The sequence below is a fragment of the Comamonas sp. NyZ500 genome (assembly GCF_016772095.1).
Lineage (GTDB): Bacteria > Pseudomonadota > Gammaproteobacteria > Burkholderiales > Burkholderiaceae_C > Comamonas > Comamonas thiooxydans.
Genome location: NZ_JAEIJE010000007.1, coordinates 212,261 through 225,710, shown reverse-complemented (window position 1 = coordinate 225,710; position 13,450 = coordinate 212,261). Strand labels below are relative to the sequence as shown.

At 64.5% G+C, this 13,450-nt stretch carries 15 protein-coding genes and 1 pseudogene; 11 read left to right on the top strand and 5 right to left on the bottom strand.

What is annotated here, in order from left to right; translation table 11 throughout:
- Nucleotides 1-53 precede the first annotated feature (53 nt).
- The 9 genes from JAO85_RS13435 to JAO85_RS13395 all read left to right on the top strand — a co-directional run bounded on the left by JAO85_RS13435 (nt 54) and on the right by JAO85_RS13395 (nt 7,446).
- A complete protein-coding gene (locus JAO85_RS13435) occupies nt 54-527 on the top strand; it encodes a lysozyme inhibitor LprI family protein (protein ID WP_237734831.1) in 474 nt (157 codons plus the stop codon).
- Nucleotides 528-547: 20 nt separating this feature from the next.
- Complete coding sequence (locus tag JAO85_RS13430) at nt 548-1,015, top strand: lysozyme inhibitor LprI family protein (RefSeq protein WP_370552204.1); 468 nt, start codon at nt 548-550, stop codon at nt 1,013-1,015.
- 54 nt (nt 1,016-1,069) lie between these two features.
- Nucleotides 1,070-2,236, top strand: a complete 1,167-nt coding sequence (locus tag JAO85_RS13425; protein WP_034358203.1) for an acyl-CoA dehydrogenase family protein — start codon at nt 1,070-1,072, stop codon at nt 2,234-2,236.
- A 31-nt stretch (nt 2,237-2,267) separates the two neighbouring features.
- Nucleotides 2,268-2,783, top strand: a complete 516-nt coding sequence (locus JAO85_RS13420) for a TfoX/Sxy family protein (protein ID WP_202788245.1) — start codon at nt 2,268-2,270, stop codon at nt 2,781-2,783.
- Nucleotides 2,784-2,801: 18 nt separating this feature from the next.
- A complete protein-coding gene (locus JAO85_RS13415; protein WP_012838776.1) occupies nt 2,802-3,221 on the top strand; it encodes a DUF488 domain-containing protein in 420 nt (139 codons plus the stop codon).
- Between the two features lie 72 nt (nt 3,222-3,293).
- Nucleotides 3,294-4,190, top strand: coding sequence for a 3-hydroxyisobutyrate dehydrogenase (mmsB, locus tag JAO85_RS13410; protein ID WP_003067480.1), 897 nt, complete (start codon nt 3,294-3,296; stop codon nt 4,188-4,190).
- Nucleotides 4,191-4,194: 4 nt separating this feature from the next.
- A complete protein-coding gene (locus JAO85_RS13405; RefSeq protein ID WP_012838778.1) occupies nt 4,195-4,527 on the top strand; it encodes a cupin domain-containing protein in 333 nt (110 codons plus the stop codon).
- Between the two features lie 272 nt (nt 4,528-4,799).
- The gene (locus JAO85_RS13400; RefSeq protein ID WP_202788244.1) at nt 4,800-5,888 is read left to right on the top strand and encodes a saccharopine dehydrogenase family protein; all 1,089 of its coding nucleotides are present in this window, start codon (nt 4,800-4,802) and stop codon (nt 5,886-5,888) included.
- A 34-nt stretch (nt 5,889-5,922) separates the two neighbouring features.
- Complete coding sequence (locus JAO85_RS13395) at nt 5,923-7,446, top strand: aldehyde dehydrogenase family protein (RefSeq protein ID WP_202788243.1); 1,524 nt, start codon at nt 5,923-5,925, stop codon at nt 7,444-7,446.
- 96 nt (nt 7,447-7,542) lie between these two features.
- On the opposite strand, the gene JAO85_RS13390 is transcribed toward JAO85_RS13395, so the two are convergent.
- From JAO85_RS13390 to JAO85_RS13370, 5 genes are all read right to left on the bottom strand, one after another.
- Nucleotides 7,543-8,493 (bottom strand): LysR family transcriptional regulator, encoded by a 951-nt coding sequence (locus JAO85_RS13390; protein WP_202788242.1) that lies wholly within the window; start codon nt 8,491-8,493, stop codon nt 7,543-7,545.
- 95 nt (nt 8,494-8,588) lie between these two features.
- Nucleotides 8,589-9,752 carry an acyl-CoA dehydrogenase family protein gene (locus JAO85_RS13385; RefSeq protein WP_039048972.1) on the bottom strand — a complete coding sequence of 388 codons (1,164 nt, stop codon included), beginning with the start codon at nt 9,750-9,752 and terminating at the stop codon, nt 8,589-8,591.
- Between the two features lie 83 nt (nt 9,753-9,835).
- Nucleotides 9,836-10,228, bottom strand: a complete 393-nt coding sequence (locus tag JAO85_RS13380) for a cupin domain-containing protein (RefSeq protein WP_034379476.1) — start codon at nt 10,226-10,228, stop codon at nt 9,836-9,838.
- Nucleotides 10,213-11,535 (bottom strand): CaiB/BaiF CoA-transferase family protein, encoded by a 1,323-nt coding sequence (locus JAO85_RS13375; protein WP_255539017.1) that lies wholly within the window; start codon nt 11,533-11,535, stop codon nt 10,213-10,215. Before JAO85_RS13375 ends, JAO85_RS13380 begins: the two co-directional genes overlap by 16 nt.
- Nucleotide 11,536: 1 nt before the next feature.
- Nucleotides 11,537-12,523 (bottom strand): tripartite tricarboxylate transporter substrate binding protein, encoded by a 987-nt coding sequence (locus JAO85_RS13370; protein WP_034379478.1) that lies wholly within the window; start codon nt 12,521-12,523, stop codon nt 11,537-11,539.
- 261 nt (nt 12,524-12,784) lie between these two features.
- On the opposite strand from JAO85_RS13370, the pseudogene JAO85_RS25815 reads away from it, so the two are divergent.
- Nucleotides 12,785-12,907, top strand: a pseudogene (locus JAO85_RS25815) (aldehyde dehydrogenase); the annotation flags it as partial.
- 86 nt (nt 12,908-12,993) lie between these two features.
- Complete coding sequence (locus tag JAO85_RS13360) at nt 12,994-13,440, top strand: hypothetical protein (protein WP_202788241.1); 447 nt, start codon at nt 12,994-12,996, stop codon at nt 13,438-13,440.
- The last annotated feature ends 10 nt before the right edge of the window (nt 13,441-13,450 follow it).

Here is a 13,450-nt window from a genome sequence, read left to right as displayed (position 1 = left end):
TGCCTCTTGCCAGGCCTGGGCTGCGCTGTGCGGCTTTGCCGATGATGGCAGGCATGTACGCTCAAGAATTGTCACGCTCCTCTCCCCTGCGCCCAGCCGCAAGCACATCTCACAGCCCCGCACGGCGGCTGGCCGGTCTGTGCGCCCTGGCAGCCGGCAGCCTGCTGATTGCCCATCTGCCTGTGGTATCTGCCCAGGACAGCGAGCCGGCCCCGTTGCACTGCCCCTCAGATCAGCCACTGTCTCTTGCCTGCCTTGAACAACAGGCCCAGATCCTGGAACGGGGCATGCAGGTGCTCTACCTGCACCTGCAGCGCCAGCTGCCGCAGGCCAACGCCCAGGCACTGCAAACCGAACAGGACGACTGGACGCAGGAGCGCGACCGGCGCTGCCAGCCCAATGGCTATGTCCATGAGGCTGAGGACATGGCTGCTTGCCGCATCGGCATGGCCCTGAGCCGGGTCAAGGCCTTCAAGAACCAGTGGTATCCGCTGGCAAAGAACGCACAGGGTGAAAAGCAGCCATGAACCGGGCAAACTCATATCACTTGCGCCAGCAGGCCAGCCCGGGCTGCGATGATGCGGGCATGACGATCCGCATTCAGAAATTCAGGCAACCGCGGCCTGCAACCATTGACACCAAATCGCTTGCCGCTCTTCTTATTGCAGCAAGCTTGAGCCAGCACGCCCTGGCCCAGGCCGGAGCCGACTGCGTGCCCGGCGGCACCACGGCCCAGACCAATGCCTGTGCCATCAAGGACTTCCAGCAAGCCGACACCGACCACCAGATTCTCTATGGCGATGTGATGCGCGCGCTATCGGCCCATGAGCGCCCCGCCCTGCGCAAGGAGCAAGGCGAATGGAGCCGCCATCGCATCACCCATTGCAAGCAGGCCACAAAGGCCTTTGAAGCGCAGCCCGATTGGCCCAGCCGTTACCACGGCTGTCTGGTGCAGCAGATCACGGCCCGAGATGCGGTGCTCAAACGCTGGCTGCACCAGGGGCCGCCGGACTGAGCTGCAAAGCCGTCAGGGGCCAGAAGACGAGTAGAACAAAAAAGGAGACATGAAATGGACTTTGAACTCAGCGAAGATCAACGCGCTTTTGCCGATACTGCCCGTGCTTTTGCGCAGGCCGAGCTGGCACCGCATGCGGCCGAGTGGGACCGCGAGCACATCTTCCCGCGCGAGGCGATTGCCAAGGCCGGCGAGCTGGGCTTCTGCGGCCTCTATGCACCGGAAAGCATTGGCGGCCTGGCCCTGCCACGACTTGATGCAACGCTGGTATTCGAAGAAATGGCGGCCGTCGATCCATCGACCACGGCCTTCATCACCATCCACAATATGGCGACCTGGATGCTGGGCACCTGGGCCACCGATGCCGTGCGCGCCCAGTGGGGCGAGCAGCTCACCAGCGGCAGCAAGCTGGCCAGCTACTGCCTGACCGAACCCGGCGCAGGCTCGGATGCGGCCTCGCTCAAGACCCGGGCCGAACTGGTCGGCAACGAGTACATCGTCAACGGCAGCAAGGCCTTCATCAGCGGCGCTGGCAGCACCGATGTGCTGGTGCTGATGGCAAGAACCGGCGATGCCGGCTCCGGGGCTTCGGGCATCTCGGCCTTTGCCGTGCCTGCCGATGCGGCCGGCGTGAGCTATGGCAAAAAGGAAGAAAAGATGGGCTGGAACAGCCAGCCCACGCGCGTCATCAGCTTCGACAATGTGCGCATTCCCGCTCACAACCTGCTGGGCCGCGAGGGCGAAGGCTTCAAGATCGCCATGAAGGGCCTGGACGGCGGCCGCATCAATATCGCCACCTGCTCGGTGGGTGCAGCCCAGGGGGCACTGACCCAGGCACAAAGCTATATGCAGGAGCGCAAGCAGTTCGGCAAGGCCATTGCGAGCTTTCAGGCCCTGCAGTTCAAGCTGGCCGATATGGCGACCGAGCTGGTCGCGGCACGCCAGATGGTGCGTCTGGCTGCATCCAAGCTGGATGCCGGTGCGCGCGACGCATCGACCTACTGCGCCATGGCCAAGCGCTTTGCCACCGATGCCGGCTTCATGGTCTGCAACGAGGCCCTGCAGCTGCATGGCGGCTATGGCTATATCCGCGAGTACCCGCTGGAGCGCCTGATGCGCGATGCCCGCGTGCACCAGATTCTGGAAGGCACGAACGAAATCATGCGCGTCATCATTGCCAGGCGCATGCTGGAGGGCGATGCTCCGGAGGTCATTCGCTAAGCTGCTGCCATCACGCAACGCAAGGATCGTCATGCCCGCCAAGCCCATCGCCCCTGAAACCCTGCAGCTCATAGATGCCGTGCGCGATGCGCTGCAGGATTGCACAGCCGTGGAGGAGAAGACCATGTTCGGCTGCCATGTGTTCATGGTCAACGGCAAGATGTGCCTGGGCGTGGAAAACGACGAGTTGCTGGTGCGCTTGCCCCCCGCCAGTCATGCGCAGATTGCGGAGATGCCGGGCGTGCGCCCGCTGTCCTCGCGCGGACTGATGGACGGCTACTTTCTCGTCGGCCCCACGGCCTATGCCCGGCGGGATCAATGGCTGTACTGGATAGGCGAAGCCCTGGCCTTCAACCCGTTGGCAAAGGCCACGCCAAAACGCAAGACCAGCAGCAAGGCCAGCAGCGAGACCGATAGCAAGAAGCCGGGCGGTGGAAAAAGCCCTGCCGGTCAGGGCACCAGCAGCGGGCGCAAGCGCACCAGGGCTGCCCCGAAACCGGCTGATGCCGACGCCCCCAGAAAACATCCTATTTTCGACAGCGAATAAGCACAAAGGACTGACCTCATGGCCATACGCATAGTCCAGCTAGGCAGCGAACGCGCCCCCGACGAGGGCCTGCGCATAGGTACGGTGCGCAGACCGCCGCGCGGCGTGCCCAAGGCCGAGTTCGCAAGCCGCAACTACTACGACTGCTGGTATCCCGAGCTCTCGCCCGAGGTGGAGCTGATGCAGCAGGCCCTGGAGGCCATCAAGCTGCGCACGGCCGGCCAGGAGGCACAGGCCGACAAGCTGTGGAAGCAGTTTGAAAAGCAGTTCCGCAAGCAACTGGCCGAGCCCGCAGCCGATCGCACCCTGGGCCTGCTCGCAGCCTTGTCGCACAGCTCCGCCTTTTCTCTGGGCTGTTACTGCGACGACGAGGCGCATTGCCACCGCAGCATCTTGCGCAGCCTGCTCGCTGACAAGGGCGCCATTCTCAAGAATTAAGCGAGAAACCAATCAATCGCTTATGGATAAAGCGCTAGACGCTATCAATTCAATAACAGCAAGGAGACAGACATGCAAATCGCTTTTATCGGTCTGGGCAATATGGGCGCGCCCATGGCCGTCAATCTGGCCAAAGCCGGCCACAGTGTCAAAGCCTTCGACCTGAGCCAGGAGGCCATCGCCAAGGTCGTGGCCGCCGGGGCACAGGCGGCCTCCAGTGCCCAGGAAGCCGTGCAAGGCGCCGAAGCCGTCATCACCATGCTGCCCGCCAGCCAGCATGTAGAGAGCCTGTTCCTGGGCCGCGACGGCGCGGCCGGACTGCTCGCGCACATCGCCAAGGGCACGCTGGTCATCGACAGCTCCACCATCGCCGCGGCCACCAGCCAGAAGGTGGCCAAGGCGGCCCAGGCAGCGGGCATCGACTTTATCGACGCCCCGGTCTCGGGCGGCACCGGCGGTGCCATTGCCGGCACGCTGACCTTCATGGTGGGCGGCAGCGACGCACAGCTGGCACGCGCCCAGCCATTGCTCGAAAAAATGGGCGCCAATATCTTCCACGCGGGCGGTGTCGGCGCGGGCCAGACGGCCAAGATCTGCAACAACATGCTGCTGGGCATTCTGATGGTGGGCACCAGCGAAGCAATCGCCCTGGGCGTGGCCAACGGTCTGGACCCCAAGGTGCTGTCCGAAATCATGCGTCGCAGCTCGGGCGGCAACTGGGCCCTTGAAAAATACAACCCCTTCCCCGGCGTGCATGAGAACGCGCCGGCCAGCAAGGGCTATGCAGGCGGCTTCGGCACGGACCTGATGCTCAAGGATCTGGGCCTGGCGCAGGACAACGCCACGGCCAACCGCGCCAGCACGCCGCTGGGCGGCATGGCGCGTTCCATCTATGCGGCGCACAGCCTGTCCGGCCATGGCGGCGAAGACTTTTCCAGCATCATCAAGATGCTGCAGAAAAAGGCCTGAGACCATGGCCCTGCCCCACGCCCAACCCGGGGTTCCCGTCGAAGTGCAGCCCTACGGCACTTCGCTGGGAAACCAGAAGACCGCTGCTCTCTTCAAGTCCGACACCCTGGAAGTGATCCGTCTGGTGTTGATGGCAGGCAAGCGCCTGCCTGCGCATCAGGTGCCGGGCGAACTGACGATTCAATGTCTGGAGGGGCAGCTCGCCGTCATCCAGGGCGCAAGCCGCCAGACATTGAGCGCGGGGCAGCTGCTGTTTCTGCCCGCCCAAACCATGCATGAGGTCGAGGCCGAGCACGACTCCTCGGCCCTGATCACCATCGCGCTGCACAAGCACTAACCACCAGACCCGGTCACCGGCCAGCTGACCCCGCTCTGCTGCAGCGGGTGTCACAGCTGGCCTCCGGGCTTGAAGCCTGTGAGGCTATCAGCGCCGATCCAGCAAACGCTGACAGCTATTCTTTCCGAAGCGGACTGCTCCTGCTGAAGACTCCTTGTCTGCCCGCGCAAATCGACTCCTGCTGACGCTTTTCTCAGTGGTGCAAATCGCTGCCCTGTGTTTAAGATGGCCCCAGAGGAAGTGATCGCTGCGTTGCTCTCAAGGAGTTCTCCATGATGAAGCTGACTGGACAGAACATTCTCATCCTTGGCGCCGGCAAGATCGGCTCAACGATCGCCGACATGGCTGCCGAGCTGCATGAAGCCACCGTCACGCTGGCCGATATGCAGCTCCCGCCCGGCAACGACCCGCAGATCCGCCCGCTGCAGCTGGACATCGACGACGATGCGGCGCTGACCCACGCGCTGCAGCAGCACTCGCTGGTCATCAATGCACTGCCCTTCTTCTGTGCCGAGCGCGTGGCCCGGGCAGCGGCGCGGCAGGGCGTGCATTACTTCGATCTGACCGAGGATGTGGCGGCCATGCGCGCCATACAGGACATGGCGGCGCAGGCGCGCTCGGTGCTGATGCCGCAGTGCGGACTGGCACCGGGCCTGATCGGTATGCTGGGCGGCCATCTGGCCCAGCAGTTCGACGAGCTGTTCGATCTGCAGCTGCGCGTGGGCGCGCTCACGCGCCATGCGACGAATGCGCTGCGCTACCACTTCACCTGGAGCGTGGACGGCGTCATCAACGAGTACTGCAAGCCCTGCAACACCATCGTCAACGGACAGCCCATGCTGGTGCCGCCGCTGGAGGGGGTCGAGCCGCTGATCCTGGACGGCGAGAATTTCGAGGCCTTCAACACCTCGGGCGGTCTGGGCACGCTGTGCGAGACGCTACAGGGCCGGGTGCGCAACCTCAACTACAAGACCATACGCCACCCCGGCCACCGCGATGCCATGCATTTGCTGCTGCATGGACTGCGCCTGATCGAGCGACGCGATCTGCTGCGCCAGGTGCTCGAAGGCGCGGTGCCTCACAGCCGCGAAGACATGGTGGTGGTTGCCGCCATGGCCAGCGGCAAGTGCGCGGGTCGGTTGGAGCAGCTGACGCGCTGCGCCCGCATCTTCGGTGCGGCGCTGCGCGGCAGACAGCGCACGGCCATAGAGCTGACGACCTCGGCCGGCATGCTGGCCGCTGTGGAGCTGTTCGCCACGGGCCAGCTGCCGCAGCAGGGCTTTGTGCGCCAGGAGCAATGCACGCTGGCCGCACTCTCGAACACCCGCGTGGCCCCCTACTTTGAAGGCCTGCTCGGCTGAAGCCTGTATCTCACACCCATCAGGAGGGACTGCCATGACCGCCATCTCCGCAACCGACTTCCAGACCACCGTGCTGAGCCGCTGCGGCATAGAGCTGCAGGCCCTCGCGGGCAAGGACATCAGCGTGCACTCGCCCATCGACGGCACGGAACTGGCCAGTCTGGCCGCCCTGCCCGGTGCCCAGGTGCCTCAGGTCATAGACCATGCGGTGCAGGCTTTCAAGCAGTGGCGCCTGGTGCCCGCCCCGGTGCGTGGCGAGCTGGTCCGGCTCTGGGGCGAGGAGCTGCGCCGCGCCAAGGCCGATATAGGCCATGTGATTTGCTGCGAGGTCGGCAAGATAGCTCAGGAAGGCCTGGGCGAGGTGCAGGAAGGCGTGGACATCTGCGAATTCGCGCTGGGCCTGTCGCGCCAGCTGCATGGCAAGACCATTGTTTCCGAGCGTCCCGGCCACCGCATCATGGAGCAATACCACCCGCTGGGGCCGGTGGCCGTCATCACGGCCTTCAACTTTCCGAGTGCCGTGTTTGCCTGGAACGCGGCGATTGCCCTGGTCTGCGGCAACCCTGTGATCTTCAAGCCCTCCGACAAAGCACCGCTATCGGGCCTCGCCACCTTTAAGGCGCTGGAGCGCGCCATTGCCCGGTTTGGCGACCGAGCTCCGGCAGGTCTGGCGCAGATCGTGCTGGGCGGCGCGGCTGTCGCCGAGGCCCTGGTGGACAGCCCCCGGATTGCGCTGGTATCGGCCACGGGATCGAGCCGCATGGGCCGCGCCGTGGGTCCCAAGGTGGCGGCGCGCTTTGGCAAGCGCATTCTGGAGCTGGGCGGCAACAATGCCATGGTGGTCACGCCGGCAGCCGATCTGGATCTGGCCGTGCGCGCCATTGTCTTCAGCGCCGTGGGCACGGCCGGCCAGCGCTGCACCTCGCTGCGCCGCCTGATCGTGCACCGCGATGTCAAACAGCCGCTGCTGGACAGGCTGCTGCCGGCCTATCGCAGCCTGCGCATCGGCAACCCGCTGCAGCCGGATACCCTGGTCGGCCCGCTGATCAACGAGGCATCATTCGAGGCGCTGCAGCACTCGCTGAGTCAGGCACTGAAAGACGGCGGCCATTTGCTGACGGGCGGCCAGCGCCAGCTGGAGCAGCAGTTTCCGCAGGGCTTTTATGTAGCACCGGCGATCGTGGACATGCCGGCCCAGACCAGCATCGTTCGGCACGAGACCTTTGCCCCCCTGCTCTATGTGCTCAGCTATGAGGATCTGGAGCAGGCCATTGCGCTCAACAACGATGTGCCTCAGGGCCTGTCCTCCTGCATCTTCTCCAACGATTTGCGCGAGGTGGAAGTCTTTCTGAGCGTGGCCGGTTCGGACTGCGGCATGGCCAATGTCAACATCGGGCCCAGCGGTGCCGAGATCGGCGGCGCCTTTGGCGGTGAAAAAGAGACTGGCGGCGACCGCGAGAGCGGCTCGGACGCCTGGAAGCAATACATGCGCCGCACGACCAACACCATCAACTACTCGCGCGAGCTGCCGCTGGCGCAAGGCATTCAATTCGGGTGAAGCACAGGCCTTGCCATCTTTGACTGCCGGGGAACACCGGGCCCCGGGGAGCTGGTTTTCTCGCTGAGCAGCAAGAGATGCACCGCAGTTGCGGGCCTAGCGGACTGCGGCTGGGAGTTCTGGCTGTGCGGCCTGCACCAGGTTCTGCACGCTGGCCACAAAGGCTTCGAGCACGGCCGGCATGCCCCGTGGCCGCCAGGCCAGCACGGCTGGCGTGGTCACCCGGCTGCCGCGCAGCGCCGCAAAGCACACGCCGTTCATGCCCACGGTCTGCATGCAGGCCGGCACCAGGGCCACGCCCTGACCGGCAGAGACCAAGGCCATGACGGTCAGCCACTGGCGCGCGGCATGCCGTGTATGGGGATGGATGCCGGCCTGCTGCAGACAGGCGATAACGTTGTCGTAGTTGGCCGGCGCCACTTCGCGCGCAAACATGACAAAAGTGTCCTGGGCCAGTTCGCGCAGGTCGAGTTCGGCACGCCGGGCCAGAGCATGGTCGCTGGGCAGGCAGCAGACAAAAGCCTCCTCGCCTATGGACAGCGTGCGTATATCGTCCTGGGGCGTGCCGATGTTGAGAAAGCCGCAGTCGATCTGCCCCCTGGCAATGGCCTGCAGCTGATCGCGCGTGGACATCTCGTGCAGGCATAGCTCGACCAGCGGGCGCTCGGCGCGAAAGGCCCGGCAGAACCCCGGCACCTGGCGGTAAACCATGGACCCCGTGATGCCTATGTCCAGCCGCCCCTGCAGCCCTTGGGCCACGCCACGAACCACCTCGGCCGCATGCTGGAGCTGAGCCAGCACCTTGCGCGCCTCATGCAAAAAGGCCTCGCCTGCCGGCGTGAGCTTCACGTTCTTGGCGTCACGCTCCATGAGTACCGTGCCCAGATCCTGCTCCAGCGCCTTGAGCGCCATGCTCAGCGGCGGCTGGGTGATGCACAGGCGCTGGGCGGCCCGGCCGAAGTGCAGCTCCTCGGCCAGAACCACAAAATAGCGCAACAGATGAGTCTTCATAATCTGATCTTGCCATGCAGGCACGGCGGCAGGCATCGTTCCTTTCGCCAGGGACGCCGAGCAAGAGCCGCCTCGCGGCGAGGGCCTCGTCCCCCTTCCAGGGGGAAGCCGCGCAGCGGCTCAGGGGGTCATCAATATGACTTGGGCAAGCCCAGCACCTTCTCGGCGATAAAGCACATGATGAGTTGCGGGCTCACGGGCGCCAGGCGCGGAATCCAGGACTCGCGCATATAGCGCTCCACATGGAACTCCTTGGCATAGCCCATGCCGCCGTGCGTGAAGATGGCGGTCTCGCAGGCCTTGGCGCAGGCTTCGGCGGCCAGGTACTTGGCAGCATTGGCCTCGGCGCCGCAGGGCAGGCCCTTGTCATAGAGGAAGGCGGCCTTCTGCACCATCAGGTGTGCGGCCTCCAGCCCCATCCAGGCCTGGGCCAGCGGGTGCTGCACGCCCTGGTTCTGGCCTATGGGCCGATCGAAGACCACGCGTTCGTTCGCATACTGAGTGGCGCGCGCGAGAGCCGCACGGCCCAGACCCACGGCTTCGGCCGCAATCAGGATGCGCTCGGGGTTGAGGCCGTGCAAGATGTACGAAAAGCCCTTGCCCTCCTCGCCGATGCGGTCCTCCACCGGGATGCGCAGCCCGTCGATGAAGAGCTGGTTGGTATCCACGCATTTGCGGCCCATCTTCTCGATCTCGGTCACGGCGATGCGGCTGCGGTCCAGGTCGGTGTAGAACAGCGACAAGCCCTCGGTGCCCTTGCACTCCTCCACGGGCCTGGTGCGAGCCAGCAGCAATATCTTGTTGGCCACCTGGGCCGTGGAGATGAAGACCTTCTGCCCGTGCACCACATAGACATCGCCTTCGCGCACGGCACGGGTCTGCAGTTTGAGGGTGTTGAGCCCGGCATTGGGTTCGGTCACGCCGAAGCAGGCCTTGTCCCGGCCCGCGATCAGCGGCGGCAGCCAGCGCTGTCTTTGCGCGTCGGTGCCGAAGACCACGGCCGGGTGCAGGCCGAAGATATTCATGTGCACGGCCGATGCGCCCGACAGGCCCGCACCCGTGGCCGAGATGGTGTGCATCATCAGCGCCGCCTCGGTAATGCCAAGACCCGCGCCGCCGAACTCCTCGGGCATGGCAATGCCCAGCCAGCCAGCTTCGGCCAGGGCCTGGTGGAAGTCGTGCGGAAAGCCGCCGTCCCTGTCCTTCTTCAGCCAGTAGTCATCGTCGAAAGGCGCGCAGGCCCGCTGCACGGCATCCCGGATCTGTTCCTGCTCGGCGCTCCATAAAAAATCCATGGCGGCTTCTCTCTATCGGTTGAATCTCAATGAAATCCGCCTCAAACGCCTGTCTCACAAGCGCTATCAGCTATTGTTTTTAATCAATCAGGCCGGCGCACGCGCGCCGGGTTCTCGCCATAGGGCGGGCTGTAGATGACCAGCAGACGCACGGGCTGGTCGCTGGTGACGCGAAACACATGCATGCAGTCCTCGGGGAAAAAGCAGGTGTCGCCCGCCTGCATGGCAAAGCGCTCTGTGTGGCCCTGGCTTTGCACCTCCACCTCGGCCGTGCCGTCCAGCAGATAGCAGGCCTGCTCCATGCCCGGATGGGCATGCGGCAGCGCACCGCCGCCTTTTTCCAGCGTTCCGAGCACCACTTCCATGTGCTGTGCGCCTACATTGGCCTGGCTGACCAGGCGCCGGTTCACCGTGCCGTGGTGGTTGGCGGGGCTGTAGCCCTGTACGTCCTGCTCGCGGATCAGATAGCGGGGCATATGTCTGTCTCTCTTTTATCGTTGGATGATGAAGCCTGCATGCAGCCGCCGCTGGCCTGCAGCGCGGCGATCTGCGCCTGGCCAAGGCCCGCCTCGCGCAGCACCTGCAGCGTGTGCTGGCCCAGTTGCGGCGCAGCGCTGGCATCGAGTCCCGGAGGCGTTGCACTCCACTGCGTGGGGTTCGCCGTGGTGCGCAGCCGCCCCTCGCTGGGATGCTCGATCTCGCGCACAAAGCCCGTGGCCGCATGGTGGGGGTCGGCCAGCAAGTCCTCGGGTGAGGCCATGGGCATATTCGGCACGTCGGCCGCATCGAGCAGCGCACGCCACTCGGCCGTGCTGCGCTCGCGCATCAGGCTCGCCACCTCGGCATAGACGGCATCGATATTCGCCGCGCGCTGGCCGTGGGTGGCGAACATGGGCTCGCGCATGCGCTCGCCCTGCCCTATGGCTTGGAAGAAGCTGTGCCAGTGCTTGTCGTTGTAGATCAGCACGCAAAGATGGCCGTCGCTGGTGCGGTAGGGCTTGCGATGGCGCGTCAGCAGCCGCGCATAGCCGGCATCGCCCAGCGGTGGCTCGAAGCTCAGCCCGGCCATGTGATCGCCCAGGATGAACTGCGTCATGGCCTCGAACATGGGCACGACCACCGCCTGGCCCTGGCCGCTCTTCTCGCGCGCATACAGTGCGGCGGTGACCGCATAGACCGCATGCAGGCCCGTGACCCGGTCTCCCAGCGTCATGGGCGCATAGGACGGCTCGCCCCCGCCGTACTGCTGGGCCAGCCAGGGCACGCCGGTCGCCCCCTGTATCAGGTCGTCGTAAGCCGGCTTGGCCGCATAGGGGCCGGCCTGATCGAAGCCGCAGCAGCTCACATGGATCAGGCGTGGATGGCTCTGCTCCAGCGTCTGCCAGTCCAGGCCGAGTCTGGCCATGGCCTGGGGCCGCACATTGCTGATGAAGACATCGGCATCGGCCAGCAGCTGCAGCAGCGCCTGGCGCGCGGCGGCCTGCTTGAGATCGAGCACCACGGAGCGCTTGCCCTGGTTGGCCTGCAGAAAAATGGGGCCCATGCCGGGGTTGCGCATGGGGCCTACATGGCGCATGTTGTCGCCCTCGGGCGACTCCACCTTGATCACATCGGCACCCAGGGCGGCCAGAATCTGCGTGGCAAACGGCCCCATGATCACCGAGGTCATGTCCACGATCCTGACGCCGGCCAGGGGACCGGCTGATGTACCCGCTGTGTGACCCGCTGACGGGCCCGCTGTGTGGCCCGCAGCCTGACGGCTATCGCTGTGCATGCTCATCATCTCACTGCGCCTCGATGCCGGCCTGCTTGACCAGTTGCCCCCATTTGGCCAGTTGCTCCTTCACATAGAGCGCGAACTCATCGGGCGTGGCCGTGGGCCAGACTTCGAAGCCGACCTGGGCCAGTTGCTCCTGCACGGCCTTGTCCTTGAGGATGAGCTGCAGCTCGCCGTTGATGCGCTCAGCTATGGCCTTGGGCATGCCGGCCGGGCCGAAGATGCCGTTCCACGAGGTGATGTCGAAGCCCGGCAGTGTCTTGCCGATGGCGGGCACATTGGGCAGCAGCTGCGATCCCTTGGCCGCCGTCACGCCCAGCGTGCGCACGCGCTCGGTCTTGAGCGTGCCCCAGGCCGACCCCAGATCGGCCACATACATCTGGATCTGGTTGCCCATCACATCGGTCAATGCCTGCGGGCTGGACTTGTAGGGCACGCCGGTGATCTGCGTACCCGTGATGTATTTGAAGGTTTCCGAAGCCACCAGCGAGGTGCTGTTGGGCGTGCCGTAGGAGAGCTTGTCCGGATGCGACCTGGCATAGGCAATCAGCTCGGCCACGGTCTTGGCCGGCACCGAGGGATGGACCACCAGCGCGAACGGCAGCTCGCCCACGCGGGCCACGGGCGTGAAGTCCTTGATGGGGTCGTACTTGAGCCCCTTGACCAGCCAGGGATTGGCCGAATGCGAGGTGTTGGTGGTCATGAACAGCGTATAGCCGTCCGGCTTGGCCTTGACCACATGCGCGGCTGCAATCTGGGCATTGGCCCCGGCCCGGTTGTCCACCACCACGGGCTGCTTGAGTCGCTCGCCCAGCTTGTTGGCCACCACGCGCGCCACCGCATCGGTGCCGCTGCCCGCGGCAAACGGTACCACCAGCGTGATGGGGGCTGCGGGATAGCTCTCCTGAGCCAGCACCGTCCCGCCAAAGCCCATGCTCATGGTGGCTGCCAGGCCTGCGCTCGCACAGGCGCGCAGTAAGAATCGCTTGTTCATGCTTGTCTCCTTGTTCAGGCTGCGGCACCTGTATCCGGTGCCTGCACTGCATGCTGAAGCGTTCAATCATTCAAGTCCAATTGTTTAAACCGCATGAATGATTCGATTTGCGAATCATTAAATCCAGCCAGACATTCCCAGCCGCTGCGCACGACGCCTCGCCCTTCCCTCTGCACGGAGAAATGAGCCGGATTTGTACCTGCGCCCCCAGCCCTTATGCCCTTGAGGTGGCGGCAGCAGCCCGCTCTGGTCAAGCCCAGAGGCGTCGAGATCGACGGAGCTTTTGGCGGCGAGAGCGGCTCCGACGCCTGGAAGCAATACATATGCTGCATGAGCAACGCCATCAGCTGTTCACGCGAGCTGGTGCTGGCGCAAGGCATTCAGCTTGAGCAAATAGCTGGAGCGGATACGGGGTTGAAGCGCCGCTCAATGGCAGACTGTCGCCTTGTTTCTTCTGTATACCTCTGACCATGGCCGAGCCTCTCAAGCACCCCGGCAGCGACATCGAGTTCCAGGCCGACCCGTCTCTTTTGCTGGCGCCCTTCGATATCTATGATCGGGAAGAGTCTCTGGGTCAGGAACTCGCTGCCTATGACCCCAACGATCCCCAGCAGTTGCTGCAGTTGCTCGATCGCTATTTCTTTCCCTGCTGTGAGCAGGCTTCATGGAGCACTGCGCATAAAGTGATGCTGACCCGGTCATTGCAAGCCGCCTTGCAAAGCCTGCAATACGACTTTGCAGCCCCACTGGAAGACAGCCACGACGACTGCTTCTACCTGCCCGCAACCTGGCAGATTCAGGCTCCTCGACAGTTCTTCCTGAACGCTTATTCGATCCTGCTGAAACGCTGGGCTGCAGAATTCGCCGCAGCGGGCTTCAGCCCCATGCCTGCCGAGAATCTACGGCACCTGGCATGACAGCTGCCAG